General features: G+C 70.9%; 12 protein-coding genes and 1 pseudogene. 6 read left to right on the forward strand and 7 right to left on the reverse strand.

Annotated elements, in window-relative coordinates:
- Nucleotides 1–7: 7 nt before the first annotated feature.
- Nucleotides 8–788 (forward strand): annotated as a pseudogene (locus POF73_RS28755) (phosphotransferase); the annotation flags it as partial.
- Nucleotides 789–843: 55 nt separating this feature from the next.
- Here the strand turns inward: POF73_RS28755 and POF73_RS28760 are convergent.
- On the reverse strand, nt 844–1,965 hold the full coding sequence (locus tag POF73_RS28760) for a PP2C family protein-serine/threonine phosphatase (protein WP_272121227.1): 1,122 nt from the start codon (nt 1,963–1,965) through the stop codon (nt 844–846).
- A 162-nt stretch (nt 1,966–2,127) separates the two neighbouring features.
- On the opposite strand from POF73_RS28760, the gene POF73_RS28765 reads away from it, so the two are divergent.
- Complete coding sequence (locus POF73_RS28765) at nt 2,128–4,788, forward strand: SpoIIE family protein phosphatase (RefSeq protein ID WP_272121229.1); 2,661 nt, start codon at nt 2,128–2,130, stop codon at nt 4,786–4,788.
- Between the two features lie 18 nt (nt 4,789–4,806).
- Here POF73_RS28765 and POF73_RS28770 read toward each other — a convergent pair whose 3' ends face one another.
- The 3 genes from POF73_RS28770 to POF73_RS28780 form a co-directional block, all read right to left on the reverse strand.
- Nucleotides 4,807–5,604 (reverse strand): maleylpyruvate isomerase family mycothiol-dependent enzyme, encoded by a 798-nt coding sequence (locus POF73_RS28770; RefSeq protein ID WP_272121231.1) that lies wholly within the window; start codon nt 5,602–5,604, stop codon nt 4,807–4,809.
- 80 nt (nt 5,605–5,684) lie between these two features.
- Nucleotides 5,685–6,488, reverse strand: a complete 804-nt coding sequence (locus POF73_RS28775; RefSeq protein ID WP_272121233.1) for an SDR family NAD(P)-dependent oxidoreductase — start codon at nt 6,486–6,488, stop codon at nt 5,685–5,687.
- The gene (locus POF73_RS28780) at nt 6,485–7,492 is read right to left on the reverse strand and encodes an NADP-dependent oxidoreductase (RefSeq protein WP_272121234.1); all 1,008 of its coding nucleotides are present in this window, start codon (nt 7,490–7,492) and stop codon (nt 6,485–6,487) included. Before POF73_RS28780 ends, POF73_RS28775 begins: the two co-directional genes overlap by 4 nt.
- Nucleotides 7,493–7,702: 210 nt before the next feature.
- Here POF73_RS28780 and POF73_RS28785 point away from each other — a divergent pair, with 210 nt between their 5' ends.
- Nucleotides 7,703–8,215 carry a DUF485 domain-containing protein gene (locus POF73_RS28785; RefSeq protein ID WP_272121236.1) on the forward strand — a complete coding sequence of 171 codons (513 nt, stop codon included), beginning with the start codon at nt 7,703–7,705 and terminating at the stop codon, nt 8,213–8,215.
- Complete coding sequence (locus POF73_RS28790; protein ID WP_272121238.1) at nt 8,212–9,828, forward strand: sodium/solute symporter; 1,617 nt, start codon at nt 8,212–8,214, stop codon at nt 9,826–9,828. The genes POF73_RS28785 and POF73_RS28790 overlap by 4 nt, the downstream gene beginning before the upstream one ends.
- A 39-nt stretch (nt 9,829–9,867) precedes the next feature.
- On the opposite strand, the gene POF73_RS28795 is transcribed toward POF73_RS28790, so the two are convergent.
- Complete coding sequence (locus tag POF73_RS28795; RefSeq protein WP_272121240.1) at nt 9,868–12,288, reverse strand: SpoIIE family protein phosphatase; 2,421 nt, start codon at nt 12,286–12,288, stop codon at nt 9,868–9,870.
- A gap of 63 nt (nt 12,289–12,351) precedes the next feature.
- Nucleotides 12,352–13,539 carry a PucR family transcriptional regulator gene (locus POF73_RS28800; RefSeq protein WP_272121242.1) on the reverse strand — a complete coding sequence of 396 codons (1,188 nt, stop codon included), beginning with the start codon at nt 13,537–13,539 and terminating at the stop codon, nt 12,352–12,354.
- A 222-nt stretch (nt 13,540–13,761) separates the two neighbouring features.
- Here POF73_RS28800 and POF73_RS28805 point away from each other — a divergent pair, with 222 nt between their 5' ends.
- Nucleotides 13,762–14,409: a carboxymuconolactone decarboxylase family protein gene (locus POF73_RS28805; protein WP_272121244.1), complete on the forward strand. Its 648-nt coding sequence runs from the start codon at nt 13,762–13,764 to the stop codon at nt 14,407–14,409.
- On the forward strand, nt 14,402–15,211 hold the full coding sequence (locus POF73_RS28810; protein WP_272121246.1) for an SDR family NAD(P)-dependent oxidoreductase: 810 nt from the start codon (nt 14,402–14,404) through the stop codon (nt 15,209–15,211). The genes POF73_RS28805 and POF73_RS28810 overlap by 8 nt, the downstream gene beginning before the upstream one ends.
- A gap of 79 nt (nt 15,212–15,290) precedes the next feature.
- On the opposite strand, the gene POF73_RS28815 is transcribed toward POF73_RS28810, so the two are convergent.
- Complete coding sequence (locus POF73_RS28815; RefSeq protein WP_272121248.1) at nt 15,291–16,568, reverse strand: ABC transporter substrate-binding protein; 1,278 nt, start codon at nt 16,566–16,568, stop codon at nt 15,291–15,293.

The raw sequence follows: 16,568 nt of genomic DNA on the forward strand, positions 1-16,568 counted from the left end.
CATCACGTTGCCCAACCACGACGAGGCAGCGGCTGTCCGACCGTTGACTCCGACCTGGGTGCGCCGACACCTGGAGGTCGGTGAACGGATCGTCAGAACCGAGGCGCTGCGCGGCGGCATCACCGCCGAAATACGGCGGCCGACCGTCGACACACGGGACGGAGGCACGCGCGGCCTGGCGCTGCGGACCCTTGTCGATGTGGCGCACGCCGAGGACTGGCCGAACAGGGAGGCCGATGCCCTGACCCTGCTCACGGGGACCGGCCTGCCGGCTCCTGAACTCGTCGCGGTTGATCCGACCGCCGCCCACTGCGAGTATCCGTCGCTCCTGAAGACGCATCTGGCGGGCCGGACGGTCCTCGACGACGAGGGCACGGAGGCGCGCATCCCTCTGCTGGCCCATCGACTCGTCGCGATCCACGCACTGCGCCCCGCCGAGCGACCCCGGGAGCCCGGCAGGCACCCGGATCACCGGCGTCGTGGACCGGGCAGGGGCCTCCTGGGGCCCGGCGGACCTCGATGTCGCGCACTGCTCCACCAATCTCGCGCTGCTGCACGGCCCGGCGTGGGGTCCGCGGTTCGCCGAGGCGTACGAGGAGGCCGGCGGGGTGCCGGCAGCGACCGCGAGCGAGCGGGTGTACTGGCAGGTGCGGGACGGGCTGGCGTTCTCGGAGGAACTGCGACTGGTGGCGCGGCCCTGGCGGGAGGCGGGCAGGACCGAGCTGACGACCCGAGCCGTGGAGCAGCGGTTGGATGCCTACGTGGCCGCCCTGATGGACAAACCGGCTGAGCCAAGGCGGCCCGGGGCACCGGCACATCAACGAACCGCCCTCCCCCTGCAACTCAGCTCTCCACATCGACAGCCCCCCGCTCCTCCACGCCGGAGCGCCTGAGCGCGAGGGCCGCGATGTCGTCGTCGAGCCGTCCGCCGCTGTGCTGGAGCAGATCCCGGTGCAGCCGGTCGAGCAGTTCGCGGGGCTGCTCCTCGGCCTGCCGCCGCATCCAGTCGGGCAGCGGGAAGAACTGGCCGGCATGGTCCCGGGCCTCCGATACGCCGTCCGTGTAGAGCAGCAGCTGGTCCCCCGGGGCGAAGGCGACGATGTCGACCCAGTAACGGTCACCGATGAGCGCTGCGAGGTTGAGGGGCGGCGAGGGGATGCTGGGCTCCAGGACCCGGACCTTCCCGCGATGCGCGATCAGCGGCGGGGGATGCCCGCAGTTGAGAAGCCGCACCTGGCCGCCGCCGTGCGGGATCTCGGCGAGGAGGGCGGTGGCGAAGTGCTCGGGCTGGTCGTGGGCGGGAAACGCGGCGCTGTGGCGGGTGATGGTGGTTTCCAGGCGATGGATGATGGCCCTCAGGTCGGGCTCGTCGTACGCGGCCTCCCTGAAGCAGCTGATCACCGCCGAGGCCGCCCCCACCGCGGACAGGCCCTTGCCCCGTACGTCGCCTATGAGCAGCCGGACCCCGTGTGGCGTCCCGATCGCCTCGTAGAAGTCGCCGCCGATCCGGGCCTGTTCCTGGGCCGCCAGATACAGCGACTCGATCTCGACGTCCTCGATGCGGCGGGGCAGAGGGCGCAGCAGCACCTTCTGGGCCGCGTCGGCCACGAGCCGGACCTGGAAGAGGATCTCCTCCCGCTGCAGTCGGACATGACTGCCGTATGCGGCCGCCAAGGTGACGGCGACGATCGCGGCCGACGTGTACGGCGTCCCCAGATCGGTGTAGAAGAAGCTGAGGACGATCATGGTCAGCAGGCAGAATGCCCCCAACAGGACCGTGGGGAACACGGGCCACATCGCGGCGGCCAGGGCGGGCGCGGCGGGCAGCAGGCGGCTGACGGCGATCTCCCTGGGGGTGGAGAACGCCAGGCCGGCGATGAGGACGGTCAGGATCACGGGTGCCAGCCGAGCAGCTTCCCATCGACCGCTGTAGGCGGGGCGACGGCGCCGCAGCCGTGCAGACATGACCACAAAATGCATCATATCGACCCGATCGGACATCGAGCGCACCCGAGGTCGGCCGGGCGAGGATCGGGCGGGCGGGCTCTGGCCACCTGGGATCACCGATGTTAGAAAGGTCGCATGGCGAACCGTTTCGCCCGTTTTAAGCGCCTATCGGCCAAGCGAATGATCAGCAAGAGCCCGCGAAGCGTGGCCGGGCAGGTGCTGGTGTTCCAGGTGGCTCTGGTAGTGCTGCTCGTGGCCTGCGGCGTCATCGCCCTCGTCCTGCAGTCCGAGCGGGACACCAGCGCCGAGGCCAGGCGCCGCTCCACCGCCGTGGCACAGACCTTCGCACACGCACCGGGCGTCCTGGAGGCCCTGCAGGCCCCGGACCCGAGCAAGATTCTCCAGCCGCTCACCGAGGCGGCACGCCGGGCCGCCGGCGTCGACTTCATCGTGGTCATGGACACCGAGGGCATCCGCTACACGCACCCCTTGCCCGAGCGGATCGGAGGGCGGTTCGTGGGCGAGATCGGGCCGTCGCTGGAGGGGAAGGTCTACGTGGAGAGCGTCGACGGCCCGCTCGGTCGCGAGGTCCAGGCCACGGTCCCGATCAAGGACGCCGACGACAAGGTGGTGGCCCTCGTCTCGGCCGGGATGAAGGTCAAGAACGTCGAGAGTCAGGTGGACCGGCAACTGCCGATCATCCTGGGCGCCGGGGCCGGAGCGCTCGCGCTGTCCACCGGTGTGACGGCACTGGTGGGCAGGCGGCTGCGACGGCAGACCCACAGCCTGGCACCGACCGAGATGACCCTGATGTACGAGCACCACGACACGGTGCTCCACTCCGTCCGGGAAGGCGTGCTGATCGTGGCCGCCGACGGGCGGGTGATGCTGGCGAACGACGAGGCCAGACGGCTGCTGGAGCTGCCTGCGGACGTCGAGGGGCGGCTTGTCTCGGAACTGCCGGACCTCGATCCCGAGACGAAGGCGCTGCTCACCTCCGGGCGCGAGGCCAGTGACGAGGTGCACCTCGCCGGAGAGCGGCTCCTCGCGGTCAACCAGCGGCCCACGGACCGCAAGGGAGGCCCCAAGGGAACGGTGGTGACGCTGCGCGACTCCACCGAACTGCAGACGGTGACCGGCAGGGCCGAGATGGCACGGGAGCGGCTCAGGCTGCTGTACGACGCCGGACTCCACATCGGCACCACGCTGGACGTGCTGCGCACCGCCGACGAGTTGGCGCGCGTTCCCGTTCCCCGCTTCGCGGACTTCGTCACCGTGGACCTGGCCGACGCCGTCCTGCGCGGCGAGGAGCCGGCGCCCACGGCGACGGACATGCGACGCGCGGCCGTATGCGGAATCTGGGACGACCATCCGCTCTCCGAACAGGGCCGGCTCTTCGACTATCTCCCCTCCACCCCCCAGGCGCGCGGTTACGGCAGCGGCCGCTCCCAGCTGGTGAGCGATCTGCCGACCGCCGCGGACTGGCGCGTGCAGGACCCGGAGCGCTCCAAAGCGATCATTGGCTACGGCATCCATTCCCTCATCACCGCCCCCATCCAGGCCCGTGGCGTCGTGCTGGGCGTCGCCAACTTCTGGCGCGCGCAACACCATGAGCGTTTCGACGAGGAGGACCTGTCGCTGGCGGAGGAACTGGTCGCCCGGGCCGCGATCAGCATCGACAACGCCCGCCGCTACACCCGTGAGCACACCCTGGCGGTCGCCCTCCAGCGCAGCCTGCTGCCGCAGGCCATGCCCGAGCAGAACGCCCTCGACATCGCCTACCGCTACCTCCCCGCCCAGTCGGGCGTGGGCGGGGACTGGTTCGACGTGATCCCTCTGCCGGGGAGCCGGGTGGCCCTGGCCGTCGGCGACGTGGTCGGCCACGGCCTCCACGCCGCCGCCACGATGGGACGACTGCGGACCGCGGTGCACAACTTCTCCACCCTCGATCTGCCGCCCGACGAGCTACTGAGCCATCTGGACGACCTGGTCGGCCGCATCGACCAGAACGAGGCGGCCGAGAGTGCCGCGGGCGTCGTGGGCGCCACCTGCCTCTACGGCATCTACGACCCCGTGACGCGCCGCTACGTCATGGCGCGTGCGGGGCATCTGGCGCCCGCGCTGGTCCAGCCCGACGGAACGGTCACCTTCCCGGACGTGCCGGCCGGCCCGCCCCTCGGCGTCGGTGGCATGCCGTTCCAGACCGCGGAACTGTGCCTCGCGGAGGGAACCCAGCTCGTCCTGTACACCGACGGTCTCATCGAGGACCGCAGGCGCGACCTGGACGCGGGCATGGAACTGCTGCGGGTCGCGCTGGCGGACCACCCCGGACGGCCGCCCGAGGAGACCTGCCAGGACGTGCTGGACAGTCTGCTCCCCGAGCGCCCCAAGGACGATGTCGCCCTGCTCGTGGCCCGCACGCGGGAACTGCCACCCGACCGGATCGCCGACTGGGACGTACCGGCGGACCCGGCGGCGGTCGGCCAGATGCGCGACGCCGTGTCTCACCGGCTCGAAGCATGGGGCCTGTCGGAGTTCGGCTTCACCATGGAGCTCATCCTGAGCGAGCTCATCACCAACGCCATCCGCTACGGCGCCGAGCCGATCCATGTGCGGCTGATCCGCGACCGCAAGCTGATCTGCGAGGTCGCCGACGGCAGCAGCACCTCACCGCATCTGCGGTACGCCGCGACGATGGACGAGGGAGGCCGGGGCCTGTTCCTGGTGTCCCAGATGGCCGAGCGCTGGGGCACCCGGTACACCCCGCAGGGCAAGGTGATCTGGGCGGAACAGGCCCTGCCCGAGGTCGTCCAGCAGTCCGACCCGAAGGTCCAGGGGTGAGGGCGGGGGTGTCCCTGCTCAGAACGCGGAGTTGGCGAACCAGTGGGCCAGCAGGTCCTCGTCCCCCTCGTGGGTGAGGACCTCTGCCTCGTAGGGCAGCCGGCCGTAGACGAGCAGGAGCAGGTCGGCCGCGGTTCCCTGGACGGTCGCGTCGGCGGCGGCCTCGGCCGGGTGGGCCGTATCGAGCCCGAAGCCGTCGGGGCGCAGGCGGACGACCCATGTTTCGTCCCCGTCGGTCGTGCGGAAGCGGATGGTCCTGTCGGGGCCGCGCAGCTTGGCCACCTCGGGGGCGAAGAAGGCGGCGAAGGGCAGATTGACCAGGAACTCGTCGATCCCGTCGACCGCGACGAGGCGGTCCATCGCGGGCCGGAGTCCGAGTGCTAGCTCGGCGTCGGCCCGGTGCAGCAGCGTCTCGAAGAGCATCCGACGCGCCCAGAATCGGGCGTGCTGGTCGGCGCCCCAAGCCCACATCGGCTGGTTCGGGTCGGTGCCCGCGAAGGCGTCCGCGGCCACGGTCGCGCTCTCGGCCAGCCAGTCGGCGTATCCGTCCTCGTGGTCGGGGAGCCGAAGGTCCACCTCACGCTTGCGCGGGGGTTCCTGGATGCGCGCCCGCAACAGCACCGAGAACCAGCGCTGGACGCTTCCGGTGTGCTTGACCAGCTCGGCCAGTGTCCAGCCGGGACAGCTGGGCACCGGCGTGGCCAGGTCGGCGCCCTTGACCACCGCGACGAAGCGGGCGGTCTCCGCCGCGATCGCCGTGCGGTGATCGACCGCGGTGACGGCGGACGCGTGGTCGCGGTGGTCAGAGGTCTTCATCGTGCATGCCTTTCGGAGACGCCGGAGGTCCATCCCGGACGGCTGGTTGAGAACGGCTTTGTCGTACGGATCGCCCTGTCTCAGACGTCGGCGAGCCGCCCAGGACCGGGGACGGTACGGAACCGGAACGGCTCCGGGTCGCGGCCGGGCTGGATGAACCAGCACTCCCCGGTGCCGTCTCCGGTGACGATCCGCAGCACTGTATCCGCCACGACCTGAGCCGGGATGATCGGCAGTCCCTGTCCGGAGAGCATGTCGCGCAGCGGATCGATGATCCGCGACTCCGCGAACCCGGGGCAGACGGCGTTGAAGCGCACGTTCTCCGGCGCGAGAGCCGGCCCCAGGGAGCGGGCGAGCCCTACGACCGCGTGCTTGTTGGCCGCGTAGAGGGGATCGAGCGGTACGGCCGCAAGACCCGCCAGGGACGCGGTCGCCACGATCGCCCCTCCCCCGCGGGCTCGCAGCGCGGGCAGCACCGCGTGCGTGCCGAAGACCACGCCGTCGAGGTTGGCTCCCATCGCGCGACGGTAGCGGGCCAGGTCGAAGTCCTTGCCGAGGCCGCATCCGGTCGTCACGCCGGCGTTGAGCAGGGCGATGTCGACACCGCCGTACTGCTCCTGGGTGAAGTCCACCAGCGCACGGTTGGCGTCGGGGTCGGAGACGTCGCAGGCACGGAAGTGGCCGCCGACCAGGTCGGCCACCTCGCGGCCGCCCCGCGCGTCGAGATCCGCGACGACCACGCGGGCCCCGGCCTTCGCCAGCGCGAGCGCCGTGGCCCGGCCCAGTCCACTGGCACCGCCGGTGACGATGGCCACCTTGCCCCGGAGCACGGCGCCGACCGCCTGCCCCGGCCCGGCCGCGGTGTCGCTGTCGACGGCGGTCATACGAGCTCCAGCACGAGCTTGCCGACGTTCTCCCCGCGGAAGAGCATCCCCAGCGTCTCGGGGAAGTCGTCCACGCTCCCCGTCACCACATGTTCCTTGACCTTGACGCGGCCGGCGCCGATCCAGGCGGAGATCTCCTGCGCGGCCTGCGCGTAGCGCTTGGCGTAGTCGAAGACGACGAAGCCCTCCATGCGGGCGCGGCGCACCAGCAGCGAGAGGTAGTTGGAGGGGCCCTTGACGGGCGTGGCGTTGTTGTACTGGCTGATCGCACCGCAGACCACGACTCGCGCGTGCATCGCGAGCCGCGTCAGGGCGGCGTCGAGGATGTCCCCTCCGACATTGTCGAAGTAGACGTCGATGCCGTCGGGGGTCTCCCGGCGCAGCGCCTTCCTGACGTCCTCGGCGCGGTAGTCGATCGCCGCGTCGAAGCCCAGTTCGTCGACGAGCATGGCGCACTTCTCCGGCCCTCCGGCGATGCCCACGACCCGGCACCCCTTGGCCTTCGCGATCTGGCCGGCGATGGTGCCGACGGCCCCGGCCGCGCCGGACACCACGACGGTCTCACCGTCCTTCAGCGCCCCGACGTCCAGCAGGCCGAAGTAGGCGGTCATGCCCGGCATGCCCAGCGCGCCGAGGTAGGTCGAGGGCGGGGCGAGCGAGGTGTCGATCTTCAGGGCGCCCTTGCCGTCGGAGATCACGTACTCCTGGACGCCGAACGTGCCGACCACGTGATCGCCCGGTTGGAAGTCGGGGTGGTTGGAGGCGGTGACCTCGATGACCGATCCGGCGCGCATCACCTCGCCGATGCCCACCGGTGGCAGGTAGGAGGGGCGGTCGTCGAGCCAGCCACGCATGGCCGGGTCCAGGGAGATGACCCTTGTACGGCCCGCGAACCGGCCCGGGCCCGGTTCGTCGACGGGCCCCGAGAAGTGCTCCCAGTCATCGGGCTTGACCTCGCCCACGGGGCGGGCTGCCAGTCGGATCTGGCGGTTGGTCGCAGACATCGCGCCTCCTGTCGTTCACGGCCTCGCCGTAGGGTACCGACCGGTAGGTATGTCTGAGTGCGTGACGTTCACCACAGGCCCGACCGCACCGACCCCGAAACGTGACCCACGGCGACCTTCTAGGCATTCCAACCAGTCGGTATCGTGCGCCGCCACAGCCGTTCGTCCCGTCCACCTCCACGGATCCGATCCGTAGCGGAAGGCCCCGCCATGACATTTGCCGACGAGAACCGCTATCCGCCCGCAGAACCGGAGTGGTGGCCGCCGCACACCGAACCCCCGTGGTACGGGTATGACGCCCCTCGATACGAGCCATACGGTCAGCCCCCTCGACACGAGCCATACGGTCAGCCCCCTCGACACGAGCCATACGGTCAGCCCCCTCGACACGAGCCGTACGACTCGTACGAGACGCATCGGCGCCGTACCGACCTCGCCGCGCTCCGCTCGGCCTACCGCCTGCTCCGCCGGATCTCCACGCTGACCGCGCTCGGCTCCTTCGTGGTGTACGTCGTGCTGTCCTGCTGGGCACCGGGCCTGATGGGGTCCAAGATCGCCGGAGAGCTGAGCCTGGGCATGGCCCTGGGGGTCCTCCAGCTCGTCGTCACCTTCGCGGCGGTGTTCTGGTACGGACGCAGCGCACAGCGCTCGGTGGACCCGCTGGCCCGCGCCGTCAGGGAGGGGACGGTCCCCGCCGGCCGGTACCCGGGAGTCGCGAGATGAACGACTTCAGCTCCGGGACGCAGGCCGCCGTCCTGATCCTGTTCACCACGCTGGTCACCGTCACGCTGATGATGTGCGTGATGGCGGGACCGGACCGCGACGACCTGACGAACTTCTACACGGGCTACCTCTCGCTCACCCCGCTCAAGAACGGCCTGGCGATCGCGGGCGACTACATCTCCGCGGCCACGGTGCTGAGCACCACCGGCATCATCGCGCTCGCCGGATACGACGGTTACGTCCTCGCGGTCAGCACAGCACTGTCCCTGGTGCTGCTGATGTTCCTGCTGGCCGAACCCCTGCGCAACGCCGGCCGGTTCACCATGGGCGACGTCCTGGCCCGCAACATGCCCGGCCGGGCCGTGCGTGTCGCGGCCTGTGTGGTGACGCTGTCGGCGACGCTGCCCTTCCTGGTCGTCCAGCTCTCCGGGGCCGGTTCGCTGCTGACCTTCATCCTGAACATGCCGCACGTGGCGGGCGCCAGGACCGCGTGCATCGTCATCGTCGGCAGCCTGATGATCATCTACGCGGCGATCGGCGGCATGCGGGGCACCGCGCTCATCCAGATGATCAAGATCATCATCCTGCTCGGCACCAGCCTCGTCGTCGCCGCCCTCGTACTGAACCGCTTCGACTGGAGTCCCGGCGGCGTCCTCAGGGCAGCGCAACAGGGCAGCGGTGCGGGCCCGGCCTTCCTGGAGCAGGGCCTTCAGCTGGGTACCTCGACCCTCGACCGGCTGGACTTCGTCGGTCTCCAGATCACCGTGGTCCTCGGCGTGGCCTGTCTGCCGCACATCACGATGCGTCTGTACTCCGCGCGGGACGTGCCGGCCGTGCGCCGCTCCATGTCGTGGGCGGTCGGCACGGTCACCACGTTCTGCCTGCTCGTGATCATCATGGGCACGGGTGCCGCGGCGCTGGTGGGATCGCGGTACATCACCGCGGCCGATCCGCAGGGCAGAGCGTCGGTGCTCATGCTGTCGCAGGTACTCGGCGGCGCCCCCGACTCGGCCGGGTCTACGATTCTCTACTCGGCCGTGGCAGGCATGGTGTTCATCACCCTGCTGTCGTCGGTCGCGGGGATGACCCTGGCCGCGGCCTCGTCGCTCGCCCACGACCTGTTCGCCCACGCGGCGCGCCGGGGACAGGCCGAGCCGCGTACGGAGATGACGGTCGCGGCGTGGACGAGCGTGGCCGTGGGAACCGTCGCCATCGGGCTGGCCACCGTGGTCCAGCACTGGGACGTCGGCGTGCTGACCACCCTGGCCATCTGCATCGGGGCATCGGCGGTGGCACCCGCGCTCACCTACTCCCTGTTCTGGCGCGGATTCACCCGCACCGGCCTGCTCGCCACCCTCTACGGCGGCGCGGCCTGCGCGATGGTGCTCATGGTCTTCTCCAAGGCCGTCTCTGGCACGCCGTCCGCCGTCTTCCCGGACGCAGACTTCGCCCTGTTCCCCATGCAGTCCACCGGGCTGGTCTCCATCCCGTTCGGGTACCTGGCGGGTTGGCTGGGAAGCCGGTCGGACCGCCGGCACCGTGCCGCCGACAGCCGCGAGAGCCGGCGGCTGTACGAGGAGAGCGAGGCCCGGCTGCTCGCCGCAGCCGAATGATCGGGCAGCCGACACGGAAGCCCGCCACGCCCGAGTCGGTCAGGCGAAGGGGCCGGCCAGTGGCTGTTCGGTCCACACGGTCTTGCCCTCGCGGCTGTAGCGGGTACCCCAGCGCTCGGCCATCTGGGCCACCAGCAGCAGGCCGCGCCCGCCCTCGTCGGTGGTACGGGCGCGGCGCAGGTGTGGTGACGTGTGGCTGGTGTCGCTGACCTCGCACACCAGGCTCCGTTCACGGATCAGCCGCAAGGTCGCGGGGCCACTGGCGTAGCGGTAGACGTTGGTGACCAGTTCGCTGGCGATCAGCTCGGTCGTGAACGCCAGGTGTTCCAGACCCCATTCGCTCAGCTTGGCCGAGGTCAGGGCCCGGGCCCAGGCGGCGCTGGTGGGCTCCAGCGGCAGACGCCAGGAGGCGACGTTGTCCGGTGGCAGCATGCGGGTGCGGGCGATCAGCAACGCGACGTCGTCGGTGGGCGTGGCTGCCACGAGTGAGTCGACCACCGCTTGGCATGTCCGTTCCAGCGCGTCCGCGGGCCGGGTGAGCGCCGCGCACAGCTTGGTCAGGCCGAGGTCGGCATCGATGTGGCGTTCGCCGATGAGTCCGTTGGTGTACAGGCACAGCAGGCTTCCCTCGGCCAGTTCGACATCCCGGGCCTCGAACGGCAGGCCGCCCAGCCCGAGGGGTGGACCGGCGGGCAGGTCGAGGAGGGCCGCCTGTCCGTCCGGCGCGGTCACCACCGGCAGGGGATGGCCGGCCCGGGCCAGGGAGCACCGCCCGGAGGTCGGGTCGTACACGGCGTAGAGACAGGTGGCCCCGATGACCTGCTCCCCCACGGGCCGTTCGCCGGATGCTTCCTGTTCGGCTGCCAGCAGGTCGACCAGGTCGTCGAGCCGGGAGAGCACCTCGTCGGGTTCCAGGTCGAGGCTGGCGAGCGTGTGTACGGCGGTACGCAGCCGGCCCATGGTGGCGGCCGCGTGGATGCCGCGTCCCACCACGTCGCCGACGACGAGGGCGACCCGCGCCCCGGACAGCGGAATGACGTCGAACCAGTCGCCGCCCAGGCCCGGGGCCGCGCTGGCCGGCAGGTACCGCAGGGCCACCTCGACGGCCGACTGGTCCGCCACCGCCCGGGGCAGAAGGCTGCTCTGCAAGGCGAACGCGGTCTGTTGCTGCTGGGTGAAGCGCCTGGCGTTGTCGATGGAGACGGCGGCGCGCGAGGCGAGTTCCTGGGCGAGGGTGAGATCGTCCGCCTCGAACGGATCGGGGCGGCGCGATCGCCACAAGGTCATCACGCCGAGCACCAGGCCACGGGCGGCGACAGGTACCACGATCAGCGAGTGGGCGCCCAGGTCCGGAGCGTGGGTTCCCTGGCGGCCGTCCGTCGAGAACCAGTCGGGCGGGAGAACCGGTTCCAGGACGGCCCGCCCTTCGGCCAGGCATCTGCCCTGCGGAGTGTCCGGCGCGAACTGGACCGGCTCGCCCTGGGGATGGGGCGGGCCGGGCTGCTGGGCGCCGACGCTGCAGACCCCCACCCGGACCACGGGGCCTGCCAGGGCCTGCGCCGGTTCCTCACCGCGCGTCACCGGCTGCAGCAGGTCCACCGACACATGGTCGGCGAGGTGAGGCACCATCACCTCGCCGAGTTCCCGCGCGGTCTCCGCCACGTCGAGGGTGGTGCCGATACGGCTGCCGGCCTGGTCCAGGAGCGCGAGCCGCCGCTGGGCGCGATGGCGTTCGGTGATGTCCTCGATCATCTCGGCCACCCCCAGCGTGCGGCCGGAGGCATCCTCCAGCGGGAAGGACGAGACCATCGCGACCTGCTCCCGCGCCGGATCCCACTCCAGCCGGACGAACTGCTCGGAGTAGACCATCGGCCTTCCGGTCTCCATCACCTGACGCACACGGTCCACGGCCCTCCGCGCGTCGTCGGGGACGAGGAAACAGCCGGTGGGCCGCCCCCGGAACTCCGCTGCCGGGACGCCGCTGAAGCGTTCGATGGCCCGGTTGACCCGGAGAAGCCGCAGGTCGGGGCCGTGCACGACCAGGCCGACCGGGCATCGGCGATACAACCCGTCGAGCACCGCGCGGTCCCTCTGCCACTCCAGGACGTCGACCGCGAGTGCCCCGGCGAGGAGCCACTCACGGCTGCGGTCATCTCGTGCGAACGGATGGGCCCTGAGCCCCATCTCCACGAGCTGCCCGTCGCGGTGCCGCACGTTGAGCACCCCGAACCAGCCGTCGGCTCTTCTGCAGCTCGCCGCGGCGGCCCTGACATCGGGCAGATCGCGGGGATCGACAAGGACCTCGAATGCCGGACGCCCGATCACGGCTGTCGCCGGATGGCCGAGCAGTTCCTGCGCCCGCCGGTTCCAGCCGACCACGGCTCCCCGGTCGTCGAGCACGGCCAGGGCGGCGAGGTGTGGGGCGAACGGATCCTCGTGGGCTTCGCTGAACTCCGTCATCCGCGTCTCCAGGCAGTCGCTCGGCGTTCCCCCCGCACGCTGACCTGCTGATGCCAGGTAAGCCTACGGAGGTCCTGGCCGACTTTGTGGAAGTGTCCTCAGCTCGCGTGCCGCCAGCGCCCAGCTGAGCTCCACCGCGGTGTCCGGAGCGTCCAGGCTGGTGCCGGTCAGCTCCTCGAACCGGCGCAGCCGGTAGCGGACGGTGTTGACATGGACGTGTGCGCCGCGGGCGACCTCGCGGATGTGCCGTCCCTTCTCCAGGTATCCCCGCACCGACATTTCGATGAGTGCTCCGAACTCGCCCTCCGCCTCCAGTGGGCGCAGATAGCGGTCGAGCAGCAACTCGGCGAGTTCCGGTTCGGCGACGACGGCGACTCGCCAGGACAGGTCGCTCAGGTCGTACACGCCGCGCAGACCGTACGCGCGGGCGGCTTCCAGCAGTCGGCCGGCAGAACGGAAGGAGCGGTGCGCCGCGGCGAGGTCCGTCGGCGGGCCGAGCCCCGCCGTCACCTCCAGGTCACCGATCTGCGGCTTTGCCTCGACGACTCCGGCGACCGTCTCGTCCAGCACGGTGAACAGCGCCCCTCGGCCGTTCCTGCGGCCGTGGGAGTCCAGGGAGCGTTCCAGCGCGTCCGGACCGATGTCGCCGTTGGGTACGGCTGTGACGGCCTGGTACGGCCGCCCCGGGTCCAGCCCGTAGATCGCCGCACCGCTGTGGATCTCCGACGCGCTCAGCGTGCCGTAGAGCAGGCCACGCAGGAAGTCGGCGCGGCGGCGGGCGTCGGACAGGGCGGAGGCGACCTCCGCCTGCCGGTGGACGGTGGCGATCTGCAGGCTCGCGACGTCCGCGAGCTCCCACAGGCATGTGGTGCGGTCGAGGATGAGGCCGGGGTCCAGCCCGTGTTCGGTCGCCTCGGCGAGGAACAGGTCCCGTATGCCGCTCAGCGCCCGGCGGAAGGCGCGCAGCCCGTCGCCCAGCGGCACGCCTCGGTCGACCCGGTCCCGGGCCACGTCGGCTTCGCCGAAGTCCTCCGGAGCGGGCACCGTCCCCTCTCGCACCACGGCGAGAGCCCGCTGGAAGTGCCGATGCCAGATCTGGTCCAGGAGGTCCCGCGGGACCTCCCGGTAGGACGGAATACGGTCCGTCACCTCCGCGTGCAGCCGTCCGCCCAAATGCCGCTGCCGCGCGGCCATCGCGGCGATGACCCGTTCGAGGGACGCCGCCGCGCCGGCGCCCGGCTGTGCGCGCATGGACCTCACCTCCGTCCCTCGGGCACCGGCCGTTGTGCAACCGAACAATGTGCCGCCCCGCCGCCTTGGCCGGGGAGCCGTCGACAACTCCCCACCCACGAAAGCACAGTGGCACCGCGGGGAAGGAGAGCCACGGCGCGCAGGCAGCAAGGCGCCGCTCGACCGTGCTCGGACCCGCTACCGCGCCACCGACCCATCCTGACGAACCGTGCGGAGACCGCCATGACCGACGAGCCCCATGACCGACCCCACCGCGCCGCCGACACCGATCCGCGCCTCGCACCACTGCCCGAGGACGGCTGGGACCCGGCCACCCGGCAGCTGCTCGCCCCGATTCCCCAGGACGCCGACGGCAGCCTCGCCCGCGTCTTCACCACCTTGGTACGGCACCCCGATCTCTTCCGGCACTTCCTGCCGTTCGGCACCTATCTGCTGCGCGACGGCCGTCTACCGGCCCGAAGCCGGGAACTGCTGATCCTGCGCACCGCCTGCAACACCCGGGCCGTTTACGAATGGGGGCGCCACGTGCCGCTGGCCAGGGCCGCAGGGGTCACCGACGAGGAGATCCGGCGGGTCGGCGCGGGCCCGGACGCCCAGGGGTGGACGCCGGCCGACGCCCATCTGCTGCGCGCCGCCGACGAACTGCACCGCGACGCACGCCTGTCCACGGCCACCTGGTCCGCGCTGGGCGCCGACCACGACGAGGCACAGCTGATCGAGATCACCATGCTCGTCGGCCAGTACCACATGGTGGCGTTCTTCCTGAACTCCGCCGGTACGCAGCTTGAGGCCGGCTACGACACGGAAGCCCTGCCCGAGCCTGTCCGCGCCGGCGCGGACATGACGGAAGGCGCACACGGCGATGCCTGAGCCCCGTCCCGCCACGACCCACCCGGTCGGCCTCCTGAGCGGCCGGAATGTACTGGTCATCGGCGCGGGCACCCGCCCAAGCGACGATCCGAGGGCCCCGGTGGGCAACGGGCGGGCGGTGGCCGTCCTCGCCGCCCGCGAGGGAGCCTCCGTGGCCTGCGCCGACGTCTCCCCCTCCGCCGCGGCGACCACCGCCGCCTTGGTCGCCGACGAGGAGGCCCGTGGCCTGCCCGTGGTCGGTGACGCCACGGATCCGGCCCAGTCCTCGGCCATGGTCGCCGAGGCCGTCCGCGAACTCGGTGCGCTCGACGCGCTCGTGGTCAACGTCGGCATCGGTCTCGGCGCGGGCCTGGCGGACACCTCACCGCAGCAGTGGGAGCGCGTGCTCTCGCTCAACCTGAGCGCCCCCTTCCTCGCCGCCAAGTACGCACTGCCCGCGATCGCCGACAAAGGATCGATCGTGTTCGTCGGCTCCGTCGCCGGGCTGCGCGCGGCCACCGACTCGCCCGCCTACGACAGTTCCAAGGCGGGCCTGTTCGGTCTCACCCGTCATGTCGCCAAGGAGGGCGGGCCCCGCGAGATCCGTGCCAACCTGGTCGTCCCGGGTCTGATCGACACCCCGATGGGCCGCGAGGCCTCGGCCCGGCGGGCGTCGCGTTCCACCTCGTTCAGCCGCATACCGCTCGGACGCCAGGGCACCGCCTGGGAGGTGGCCGCAGCCGTCACCTTCCTGCTCTCCGACCGCGCCTCCTACATCACGGGGCAGAGCCTGGTGGTGGACGGCGGACTCAACGCCGTCTGAGCAGGTGGGCGCCTTTCGGCTCCGTGTGGCGGGGGCGGTCCCGAGAGGGAGGGCATCGACCGGGACCGCCCCCGCCGGCTCACTTCGCCGGTGGACCGAACTCCTTGCGGGTGTCCACCGGCTTGCCGAACAGCTGCCACCGCTCGCCCTTGAACCGCATCAGCTGCATCGTTTCCAGCGGGAAGGCGTCGTCCTGGCCCGTGGACAGGGTGACACCGGGCAGCAGAAGGCCCACCTTCACGTCCTTCAGGTTGCGCACCGCGTCCCGCAGCCCTTCCCTGGTCGGGCACTTCATCGTGTCCAGGGCCTTGTGCAGGCTGGAGGCGACGGCCCAGCCGTAGGCGTTGAACTGGTTGGCCGGGTCGGCGTCGGAGGCGTACTTGTGCAGGGCGCTTGTGTAGGTCTTCATCTCGGGGTCGTCCGCCCACTGCGGGTCGGCGGGGTCCTTGAAGTAGGTCGCCGAGACCACACCCTGGACGTTCTTGAACCCGACGGGCTGGAGCACGGCGGTGGAGGAGGACACATTGTTGACGATGTGCAGCGGGTTCCACTTGGTGTTCCTGGCGTCGGCGGCGAGGGCCTGGCTGCCGAACTTGGGCGTGGTGATGTCGAGCAGCACGTCCGCCTTGGACCGGGCGAGGCTCGTCATCTGCGCCGAGAGGGAGGGGTCGGTGACCTCGTAGCTCTCCTCGGCGACCACCTTGATGCCACTGCCCGCGACGGCCTCCTTGAAGCCGCCGAGCAGGTCCTTGCCGAAGTCGTCGTTCTGGAAGAGGACCGCGACCTCGGCCTTGGGCTTCTCGTCCTTGAGGTACTTGGCGTACACGCGCGCCTCGGACACGTAGTTGGGCTGCCAGCCGATGGTCCAGGGGTGCTTGTCGTCCGTGCCCCAGATCGAGGCGCCCGTGGCGACGAAGGGCTGCGGCACCTTCTGCTTGTTGAGGTAGTCCCAGACGGCTGCCGTGGACGGGGTGCCAAGGCTCTGGAACACGGCGAAGACCTTCTCCCGCTCGACCAGTCTTCGGGCCTCCTCGACCGCCTTGGGCGGCTGGTAGCCGTCGTCGCGGACGATGAACTCCACCTTGCGGCCGTCTATGCCGCCCTTGTCGTTGACGTGGTCGAAGTAGGCGGCCACGCCCTTGCTGATCGTGCCGTAGGCGGAGGCAGGTCCGGACAGCGGGTAGATCCCGCCCAGCTTGATGGTCTTGTCGGTGATACCGGTGGTCTGCTGGCCCTTGCACGCGCCATCGGCGGCGGTGTCCTGGGAGTCCTGCCCTCGCTGACTGCTGCAGGCGGTCGCGGTGAGCAGAGCGGCGGTCGCGGCCGCGGCCGCCCGCAGTGCGGTGGTCTTGCGCAT

The organism is Streptomyces sp. HD (assembly GCF_028369295.1).
Taxonomy (GTDB): domain Bacteria; phylum Actinomycetota; class Actinomycetes; order Streptomycetales; family Streptomycetaceae; genus Streptomyces.